We start from the raw sequence: 10,124 nt of genomic DNA, 5'->3' as shown, positions 1-10,124 counted from the left end.
ACATCTACCACCACACTGAGCATCATCAGGACCAGCAGCAGGCCGCTGATCCGGTACAGGATCAGCGCCAGGCCATTGATTGCATTGATCAGCCATTTCATATCAGAAACCTCGCTCCAGGGAATAAGTGCACCGGGGCCGTGCCCACGAACGTTGGCACGGCTCTGAAACGAGCTCAGTTATTGCAGCTGACGCTGAGCTCTTTAGCCCGGGCGAAGACATCACGGGCCGGCAGCCCCCGGCCTTCAAGGCCGGCCAGGTAGTTCTCGGTGGCCTTGTCGAGCACCGGTTTCCAGGCCGCATTTTCAGTACCGCCCTCCAGCGTGATGATCTCCTGTCCTGCGGCGACGGCTTCGGCGCGGCCCTTGGTATCGAGTTCATCAAACTTGACCGCCTGCTTCTGCGCCCACTCCTTGCCGGAATGCTGATCGACGACCTGCTGCAGGTCGGCCGGCATGCTGTCGTAGACATCCTTGTTCATGGTGACCACGAAGGACAGCGTATAGAGACCGATTTCCGTATGGTGGTTTGTCTGCTCGTTCAGGCGAAAACTGGTCATGCCTTCCCAGGGCATGGCCACACCATCGATCACGCCACGTTGCAGGGATGGGTAGGTTTCCGGTGCAGGCATGCCGACAGGCTGCGCACCCAGGCCTTCCAGCAGCTCGGCTACCACGGTGGTGGGGCGGCGAATTTTCAGCCCCGCGAGGTCTTCAGGCGTGTTGATTGCCTTGTCACGGGTATGGATATCACCTGGCCCATGGGTAAACAGGAAGAGGACATGAGTATCGTCGTATTCACTGCTGATCAGGCCTTCATCGTACAGTGACTGGATCACACAGGAACCCTGCCCGGCAGTCTTCGCCAGCCCCGGCAGCTCAATCACCTGGGTCAGCGGAAAGCGGTTGGCGCTGTAACCCTGCACCGTCGCAGTAATATCGGCGATGCGGTTTTTCACCGCGTCATAGCTTTGAGGCGCCTTGGTCAGCGTCTGGGCAGGATAAAAATCCACCTTGATACGGCCATCAGACGCGCTCTCCAGCGACTTGCCCCAGGCTTCGAAACCTTCATTCACACCGGAGCTCGAAGGCCAGAAGTGGGCGAAGCGCAGATTGAAGTCGGCGGCCATAACGTTACTGTATGGCAGCAGGCTCAGCAGCGCGGTGGCGGCTGCGGTTTTGGCAACTGTGGTCAATTTTTTCATCGGATTACCTGTCTATTGTTGTTATATAAACGGCCATGATTCCCGGGCAGCACGGCGACGACAGTCGCCCTTTTATTCAACAGCCTCGTAAGGCAGGCCGACATAGTTCTCGGCAATGGTGCGCCGGCCGGCTTCAGACTGGGTGTAGTACTCCAGCTCGGCCTGCTGCATGCGCTGGGAAAATTCATCGCCATCGAAGCGGTGCAGCAGGGACGTCATCCACCAGCTGAAACGCTCGGCTTTCCAGATACGACGCAGGCAGATCTCGGAGTACTTTTCCAGCAGGTCGGCACGGCCTTCCTGGTAGGTTTTTCTCAGCGCGTGATAAAGGGTATAGACATCGCTGGATGCCAGGTTCAGCCCCTTGGCGCCGGTCGGCGGTACGATATGGGCCGCATCGCCGACCAGAAAGAGGTTGCCGAATTTCATGGGTTCCGCGACAAAACTGCGCAGCGGCGCAATGCTTTTCTCGATGGACGGACCGGTCACCAGGGCGGCAGCGGTTTCCGCCGGCAGGCGGGCCTTAAGCTCCTCCCAGAAACGTTCATCGGTCCATTCATCAAGGTTTGTATCGAGCGGGCACTGAATATAGTAGCGGCTCAGGTTTGCCGAGCGCTGACTGCACAGCGCAAAGCCGCGCTCGTGGTTGGCGTAGATCAGTTCATCGGACACTGGCGGTGTCTCGGACAGCACACCGAGCCAGCCGAAGGGATATACGCGCTCGAATGTCTTGATGGCATCCTTGGGCACGGATTTGCGTGACACGCCATGAAAACCGTCGCAGCCGGCGATGTAGTCACATTCCAGCTGCTGGGTTTTGCCGTCCTTGACGAAGGTCACGCGGGGCTTGTCGCTATAAAAGTCGTGCAGCTGCACATCGGTCGCTTCGTAGATGCTGGTGGCACCGGTTTTGGCCCGTGCTGCCATCAGGTCGCGGGTGACTTCGGTCTGACCGTAGACCATTACCGTTTTGCCGCCCGAAAGACCTTTCAGGTCGATACGTTCCGTCCGACCGCCAAAGGAAAACTCGACGCCATCGTGAACATGACCTTCAGCGTCCATGCGCTCACTTGCCTTGGCTTCGCGCAGCAAATCCACAAAGCCCTGTTCCAGCACACCGGCACGTATACGGCTCAGCACATACGCCTGGCTCTTCGCCTCGAGAATAACCGTATCAATGCCCTGCAGATGCAGTAGCTGGCCGAGTAACAACCCCGAGGGACCTGATCCGATAATCGCAACCTGGGTTTTCATGGACACCGCCTCCTGTCTGTTTCTTATTTGCGCCGGCCACCACAGTTACTGGCTGGCCGTCGGTATGACTCTATAATCGATGCAGGCGGCACTTGACGTAAGTCAAATTTTTTACAAAAACTTGTACTTTTGTTACACCCATACATCCAGCCCCTTCAGTTCAATATTCATCCATGGCCCACCAAGACCTCTGGAACTTGGACCAAAATCCCTCCACAGGCACTCAAACGAACCGAGACAGACCGAACGAAACAAGGTACAACTGCACTTTTAATCAGAGGGGCGCTTCTAATCAGACAGGCAACTCAAGAATACCAACCTCGCACAGGCCCGCACCATGGCAGCACCGACCCGCGCCAAACCACAGACGGATCCGGCCCAGATTCCCCACTTCGGCCTTTACGGCGAGGCCGGCACCATTGAAGACCCCGCTTTTGTGCATATCGAAAACATCACCAGCCGCAGCAGCGTACATGGCTGGGTAATCAAGCCGCACCGCCACGGACGCATGTTTCAGATGATCTGCATGTTTTCCGGCGGCGTGGAGGTTCGCCTGGACGAGCAGGTGCATGTACTGGAAGGCCCCTGGGCCATCACCATTCCGCCCGGCGCGGTGCATGGATTCTGCTTTCGACCCGAGACGGTCGGCATGGTACTGACGCTGGCAGAACCCATGCTCAGCGACGCGTCCTACAGCCGCAGCCTGCCCTATCTCGAGCCGCTGTTAACCACCCCCATGACCATTGCTTTCGAAAAAGACGGGCCACTCTTTGCCCAGCTGCAGCATTTTTTGCAGCAGATCGACTGGGAATTCAATCGCCCGGATACCGGTCGCGCGCTGATGTGCGAATGGCTTGCCCACGCCGTATTGATGACACTGCGCCGCCAGCTTGACCTTCACGGCATATCGGCCGAATCCAGCACAACCCCCAGCGCCACCCTGGCGGTCTTTCGCCAGCAGGTAGAGGCACACTTTCGCGATCACTGGACCCTGAGCGACTATGCCGCAGCCCTGGGCACCTCGACGGCCCGTCTCAACCGGCTGTGCAAACAGCTGCTCGACAAGACCGCCAAAGCCATCCCGCAGGAGCGCCTGCTGCTGGAAGCCAAGCGCCGCCTGATCTATACCCGCAGTAACCTGGATGAAATCGCCTATGATCTGGGCTTTCAGGATCCGGCCTACTTTTCCCGTTACTTCAAGCGCGCCACAGGATTCACCCCCGGCCGCTTTCGCAGCGAGAACAACTTCGATACAACGCCAGAATAAGAAAAAATACATGAATACAAATTATATATATAACCAATTAAACAAGCCCCCGCGACTGACACCGCATCATCAACGGCCTCCTGCATCCGCACCAATTACACCCTGAAATCCAGCATACAAAGTCCCCAGCATTCGATAATTAACCGTAAAAACAGGCCATACAGGCCGCGCGCACCAGTCAGGGTCACGCAGACCCGAACATCACCAACCAGGGCGCTTTCACCGAATCGGCACCCAAAGAGCAAAACCAAAAGACATGTATATAACTTCTGTTAACGAGCCAATCTCACCCCGGCCTGTATTATCAGTAACCAGCATGCTGACAACTTAACTCCACCCTTTTCCGAACAATAAACGGGAGAAAGCCATGAGCAGCACCCTGGAACTGAATAATCCGGCTACGCTGGGCACGATAGGCGACACCCGGCCTGCCAACACGTCACGCAAGAATGTTGTCGCCATCTCGATCGGCAATGGCCTCGAGATGTACGATTTCACCGTCTACAGCTTCTTCGCGGCCATCATTGGCCAGCTGTTTTTTAACGTTGACAGCCCGGTGGCGGCCCTGCTGCTGTCACTGGCCACCTTCGGTGTTGGCTTCGTCATGCGCCCGCTGGGTGCCGTTGTGATCGGAAACTATGCTGATCGCCATGGCCGCAAGGCCGCGCTCACCCTGACCATTGGCCTGATGACGCTGGGCACCGGCCTGATCGCCCTTACGCCAACCTACGAAAGCATCGGTGTCAGCGCTACTGTTGTTCTGGTTGTCGGCCGGCTGCTGCAGGGCCTCTCTGCCGGTGGCGAAATTGGCGCAGCTTCCGCCGCTCTGATGGAATCGGGTAACCGCCCCCGCCGCTGCTATATGGTCAGCTGGCAGCTGGCCAGCCAGGGTGCCGCTGCACTGGCCGGCGCTTTGGTGGGTTTTGCCATCAACGGCCTGCTCGATGCCGAGCAGATCCAGTCCTGGGGCTGGCGCATTCCCTTTATCATCGGCCTGCTGATCGGTCCGGTGGGGCTCTACATCCGTCGCAACCTGGATGAAACCCACGCAGGTTCCAGCGAATTGACCGCGCCTTTCAAAACCGTGCTGCGTACCCAGTGGCGCACCATCGTCTGCGGCATGCTGATGATATGGGCCGGTACCGCATCGATGTACGTCGAGGTGTTCTATATGCCCACGTACCTGATTAACGAACTCCACTATCCGGCCACCACGGCCTTTGCCGTCGCCGTACTGGCCGGCCTCACGCTGTTCCTGCTTCCCCCTGTACTCGGCCGCCTGTGCGATCGGCTGCAAAGCCGCAAAACACTGCCAATGATTGGCATGGCTCTGGCATTCATCCTGATTTATCCAGCCTTCCTGCTGCTGCACAGCACCAGCGCCCTCTGGCAGGCGCTGGCAGTCATCGGTGTGTTGATCGCGCTCTTCGCCACCTGCTCGTCTTCCCTGTTCGTGCTGATTATGGAGGCCTTTCGTCGCCAGCATCGCGCCAGCGGCATGTCAATGATCTACGGCTTCGGCGTCACGGCGTTCGGCGGCTTTACACCCCTGCTGGTTGCCTCACTGATCAGCTGGAGCGGCAATCAGATGGCGCCGGCGTTCTACCTGATGACAACGCTGGTGATCAGCGCTATCGCCATGTGGCGCTTTCCGGTACCGACCCCTGAACGCGCTTGCGACTGAGATCCTGCCATGAACGACAACACATTGATCAATAACCCGGACTTTCTGCGCAGTTGCGAAGCGTTCGTGCGCATCCGCCGCGACATCCATGCCCACCCGGAACTCGGGGCCGAGGTGCCGCGCACGGCGGCCCTGGTCGCGCAGCTGCTTGAAGAGTGGGGATACGAGACCCATACCGGCATTGGCGGCCAGGGTGTGGTCGGGGTACTGCGCAATGGCACCGGCAGCCGTTGCATCGGCCTGCGCGCCGACATGGACGCGCTGCCGATCATGGAGCACACCGGGCTTCCCCACGCCAGCACCATTGATGGCCGCATGCACGCCTGCGGTCACGACGGCCATACCGCCATCCTGCTCGCAGCCGCCCACTACCTGGCCCACAACCGCCACTTTAACGGCACGCTGAACCTGATCTTTCAGCCCGACGAAGAAGGGCTGAGCGGCGCCAAGGCGATGATTGACGACGGCCTCTTCGACCGCTTTCCCTGTGATGCCGTCTATGCACTGCACAATATGCCGGGCAAGGAGGTCGGCCACGGCGTTGCCCGCGCGGGTGTCTTCATGGCCTCGTCCGACCGCGTCACCATCCGCCTGCAGGGCAAGGGCGGTCATGCCGCCATGCCGCAGCTGTCGGCCGATCCGACCATGGCTCTGGCCGGCATTATCCTGGCACTGCAGACCATCGTCTCGCGCAACATCTCGCCCACGGAATCGGCCGCCGTCAGCATCGGCAAGATTGAAGCCGGTACGACCTCCAACGTGATTCCCGACGAGGCCGCCCTGGTACTCTCGGTACGGGCACTGACTCCCGAGAGCCGCGCACTGATTGAACGGCGTATACGCGAGATCGTGCAGGGTCAGTGCGCGGCCTACGGCGTTGACGCCCGCATCGACTACGTCCGCCTCGTGCCACCGCTACAAAACAGCGATGCCGAAGCCGAACTGATGCACCGCTGCGTCAGCGATGTGCTGGGCGACGACAAGGTCGAAGGCAACGAGGCGCTGCCGCTGATGGGCAGCGAGGATTTCGCCTGGATGCTGCAAGAGCGGCCTGGCTGCTATTTCCTGCTGGCCAACGGCACCGGCGACTGGGTCGGCTGCTCTGTACATAACCCCCACTACGACTTCAATGACCGCCTGATACCGCTCGGCGCGGCCTGCTGGGTACGGCTGGTCGAGCGCTACCTGAAGGAGTGACCCGGTGCCGGCCACGTGTAGAATAGCGTCATGAAGACGCATCAACTGAAAGCATTTCTGGCGGTTCACGAAGCCGGCAGCCTGCAGGCCGCGGCCCTGCAACTGCATATCACGCAGCCGGCCCTGAGCAAGGCGATCAAGGAACTGGAAAACCAGTATGGCGTCACCCTGTTCGATCGCAACGCCCGGGGCATTACCCTGACGGCCTATGGCGAGCGACTGCTGGGCTACGCCAGGCTGATGCATGAAACCGCGCGACGGGCGCGGCAGGATCTCGATGGCATGAAGGGCATGCTGAACAGCGAGGTAACCATCGGCATCACGCCCATTTCCTCACTGCTCAAGCCCCTGGTCGGCAGTTTCAATGAGTTTCAGCGCCGTCAGCCCGGTGCCAATCTGCGCATTCTGGAGATGCGCCCGGCGCAGTTGCTCGAACAGCTGCGCCAGGGCGGCATCGACTTTGCCGTCACCTCCCAGGTACCGGTGATGGAAAGCGCCCTCGAATGGCAGCCGATCTGCCGTATTCCCAATGTGGTCGTGGTACGCAAGGAGCACCCGCAACGCCACACCAAGTCGCTGCGCGTGCTGCAGCAGACCGACTGGCTCTCCCTTGATCCCCCCAAGGACCAGAGCACCTATTATTACCAGCTTTTCGCCGTCAATGGCCTGCCACTCCCGACCCACGTGCGCGAGTGCACGTCCATGACGCTGGCACGCATGCTGATGCAGAGCGCGGATCTGGCCGCCCTCTTCTCCCGCGAGGCACTGGAGTACGATCATCTGAAAGAGGAATTCGCCATTGTGCCGCTGGTCGAGAATATCCCCGACAGCCTGATCTCGATGGTCACACCCAAACGCGAGATCATGACCCGGGCTGCCACCGAACTCTTTCAAATCGTGCTTGAGGATATGCGCAAGCGTTATCCGGAGTTTTCCTGACGACCAACAGCAAAAAGGCCCCGCCATTACCGGTCGGGGCCTGTGGATAACTGCGTTACCCTGGCGATCAGAAGTCGAAGAATACGGTCTCGTTCTCGCCCTGCACGCGGATATCGAAGCGGTAGATCACCCGACCGTTTTCCTCCACCCGCTGCGCGATCAGCGTCTCGCGGCGGGACGGGTGCTCAATCATGTTCAGCACAGGGCACTTGGCATTCAGCTCCGCTTCGTCGGCAAAGTAGAGCCGGGTCTGCAAATGGATATTGATCCCCCGGGCAAACAGCGACAAGTTGATGTGCGGCGCCATATTCGCGCCGCTCGGGTGCGCCACGGCACCGGGCTTGACGGTATCGAGCGTCCAGACACCCTGGTCAAAGGTGGTTGCCGTGCGGCCAAAGCTGTTAAAGGGCTTTTCGACGTTATAGACCGGGTCGTATTCGCCCTGAGCATTGGCCTGCCACACCTCGATAAAGGAGTCCTTGATCAGGTTGCCGTTACCATCGAACACACGGCCTTCGATACGAATATGCTCACCATCCGCGCCGGGCTTGGCCAGCACATCGCTGATTTCCTGATCGCGGGTCGGGTTGCCGGCCGCGGCCTGATGCATGCCAATATGGACATAAGGTCCAGCGGTCTGGGACGGCGTTTCTTTCAGCAGTTCAGTAGTCATTTTCATTCCCCTCCTCAGCCCTGGTTCTCGAAATAGGTCTGCAAGCCACCGCGCACGACAATATCGAAGCGATAGGCCAGGCAGTCCATCGGATTGCTCAGCGCCATGTCGAGCTTGCCGATCAGGGTCTGGACGGCCTCTTCATCGGCAATGGTTTTGATGATGGGACATTTCGGAATCAGCGGGTCACCCTCGAAGTACATCTGGGTAATCAGACGCGTTGAGATCGACGGCCCCATGACCGAGACATGGATGTGGGACGGGCGCCAATCGTTCGGGCCATTACGCCACGGATAAGGACCCGGCTTGATGGTACGGAAGACGTAACGGCCATCTTCATCGGTGATGCAGCGACCAACGCCACCGAAATTCGGATCCAGCGGCGCGATATAACTGTCGTTCTTGTGGCGGTAGCGGCCGCCGGCATTGGCCTGCCACATCTCAACCAGGGTACCGGCCACGGGCTTGCCGAACTGATCCAGTATGCGGCCGCTCATGATGATGCGCTCACCCACCGGCAAGCCGCCGTGGTTAAAGTTCAGCAACAGGTCGTTGTCATGCGGACCCACTTTCAGCTCGCGAAAATCAGGCCCCAACAGCTCTGAGCTGGTGGACTGCTGCAGCGACACCAGCGCCTGGCGCGGCGAGCGGGCCACCGAGGTTTTATAATCCGGCGTCAGTGCCGCCGGATGCCAGTTACGATCACGGGCTACAAAGCGATTAGCAGACATAGCGATCCTCTCTCATCCTTTTAATCAGGCAGGCGGAGATTCTCTCCCCTCCCTAAACCTTGAGATCACTATAAACCTTACTAAAAGTACGTCTATTGAAAAATCCGCCGCGTCAGATACCGATATCGATATATATAGAGCAACAGGGTACGGGGCGTAAAACGCTTTATCGCAGCCGGTGGAGGATGCTCTCGCAACAGATGCCGAACGGGCTTTACCAGCCTCTGCGCGCTCAATGCGCGTCGAATAGCCGCAATCAGTAACAGGTCCGCGGTCGGTGCCGCGGCGACAGCTACTCGGCTTGCCTTTGCGGGAACAGCGTTTCTATTACGCGACTGTTGGAATGTTCGATATGCGTGCGAAGCAAGTCACAGGCGGCATCCTCGTCGCGGCGAAAGGCAGCCTCCATGATGAGTTCATGCTCATCCACCTCGACGGCCCCTTCGCGCAGGTAGAGCAGTGACAGGCGGCGAAAGCGCTCGGACTGATCGTAGAGCGTGGAGATAAAACGCAGTTGCCATTTGGACGGGCAATCGGCAATCAGCGCCAGATGAAAGCGACGGTTCTCACGAATCAGCTCACCAGCCCTTTCCTTTAGCTGACCCTGGGCACTGCGGCGTACACTCAGTTCGCGGTGCCGGGCACCGGCGATGCCGGCTTCCCAATCCAGGTCACCATGGCGAATGGACTGGCGAAACGCATCCACTTCCAGCATGACCCGCAAGCGTGCCACCTCGATGAACTCCTCCACCGAGACCGGTGCCGCCCAGTAGCCACGCTGACCCTTGCGAACCACCAGGCCTTCAGCCGCCAGGCGTGACAGGGCTTCGCGCACGGGCGCTGCACTGGAGTCGTAACGGTTGGAAAGATGACTGATGGATAACTTGCTGGCCGGCTCAATGGAGCCATCCAGAATATCATTACGCAACTGCTGACAGGTGCTGCTGTTCTCGTCGTCGGTATTCATTGGGGGTACCTGGGCCTGCGATCGGGGCGCGACATGATTTATCAAATGCTGCCACGCTGACTACAACGGAATTGAAAGCCAAGCAGCAGATTACAAACCAATAAGGCATTTTTTACAAACAACAATATATATAAACATAGATACTACAAAATCTATTAAGTAGTATCTAACCATCACAATTGTCGTGCCCTAGCGGCAAACAAGGCAT

At 58.8% G+C, this 10,124-nt stretch carries 9 protein-coding genes; 4 read left to right on the top strand and 5 right to left on the bottom strand.

Annotated features, from left to right (window positions below):
• Positions 1–175: 175 nt before the first annotated feature.
• Positions 176–1,204: a TRAP transporter substrate-binding protein gene (locus F451_RS0121825; RefSeq protein WP_020683549.1), complete on the bottom strand. Its 1,029-nt coding sequence runs from the start codon at positions 1,202–1,204 to the stop codon at positions 176–178.
• Between the two features lie 72 nt (positions 1,205–1,276).
• The gene (gene pobA / locus F451_RS0121820; RefSeq protein WP_020683548.1) at positions 1,277–2,458 is read right to left on the bottom strand and encodes a 4-hydroxybenzoate 3-monooxygenase; all 1,182 of its coding nucleotides are present in this window, start codon (positions 2,456–2,458) and stop codon (positions 1,277–1,279) included.
• A gap of 337 nt (positions 2,459–2,795) precedes the next feature.
• Here pobA and F451_RS0121815 point away from each other — a divergent pair, with 337 nt between their 5' ends.
• From F451_RS0121815 to F451_RS0121800, 4 genes are all read left to right on the top strand, one after another.
• Complete coding sequence (locus F451_RS0121815) at positions 2,796–3,725, top strand: helix-turn-helix domain-containing protein (RefSeq protein WP_020683547.1); 930 nt, start codon at positions 2,796–2,798, stop codon at positions 3,723–3,725.
• A gap of 367 nt (positions 3,726–4,092) precedes the next feature.
• The gene (locus F451_RS0121810) at positions 4,093–5,409 is read left to right on the top strand and encodes an MFS transporter (RefSeq protein WP_020683546.1); all 1,317 of its coding nucleotides are present in this window, start codon (positions 4,093–4,095) and stop codon (positions 5,407–5,409) included.
• A gap of 9 nt (positions 5,410–5,418) precedes the next feature.
• Positions 5,419–6,606 carry a M20 aminoacylase family protein gene (locus F451_RS0121805; protein ID WP_020683545.1) on the top strand — a complete coding sequence of 396 codons (1,188 nt, stop codon included), beginning with the start codon at positions 5,419–5,421 and terminating at the stop codon, positions 6,604–6,606.
• Between the two features lie 30 nt (positions 6,607–6,636).
• Complete coding sequence (locus tag F451_RS0121800; RefSeq protein WP_020683544.1) at positions 6,637–7,545, top strand: LysR family transcriptional regulator; 909 nt, start codon at positions 6,637–6,639, stop codon at positions 7,543–7,545.
• 67 nt (positions 7,546–7,612) lie between these two features.
• Here F451_RS0121800 and pcaG read toward each other — a convergent pair whose 3' ends face one another.
• The 3 genes from pcaG to F451_RS26275 all read right to left on the bottom strand — a co-directional run bounded on the left by pcaG (position 7,613) and on the right by F451_RS26275 (position 9,916).
• Positions 7,613–8,224, bottom strand: a complete 612-nt coding sequence (gene pcaG / locus F451_RS0121795; protein WP_020683543.1) for a protocatechuate 3,4-dioxygenase subunit alpha — start codon at positions 8,222–8,224, stop codon at positions 7,613–7,615.
• Positions 8,225–8,232: 8 nt separating this feature from the next.
• Positions 8,233–8,949: a protocatechuate 3,4-dioxygenase subunit beta gene (gene pcaH, locus F451_RS0121790; protein WP_020683542.1), complete on the bottom strand. Its 717-nt coding sequence runs from the start codon at positions 8,947–8,949 to the stop codon at positions 8,233–8,235.
• Positions 8,950–9,241: 292 nt separating this feature from the next.
• Complete coding sequence (locus F451_RS26275) at positions 9,242–9,916, bottom strand: GntR family transcriptional regulator (RefSeq protein WP_020683541.1); 675 nt, start codon at positions 9,914–9,916, stop codon at positions 9,242–9,244.
• Between the last annotated feature and the right edge of the window lie 208 nt (positions 9,917–10,124).

This window comes from Marinobacterium rhizophilum DSM 18822 (assembly GCF_000378045.1).
GTDB lineage: Bacteria > Pseudomonadota > Gammaproteobacteria > Pseudomonadales > Balneatricaceae > Marinobacterium_A > Marinobacterium_A rhizophilum.
The sequence above is the reverse complement of the archived record's forward strand: the minus strand, read 5'-3'. Positions and strand labels throughout refer to the sequence as shown.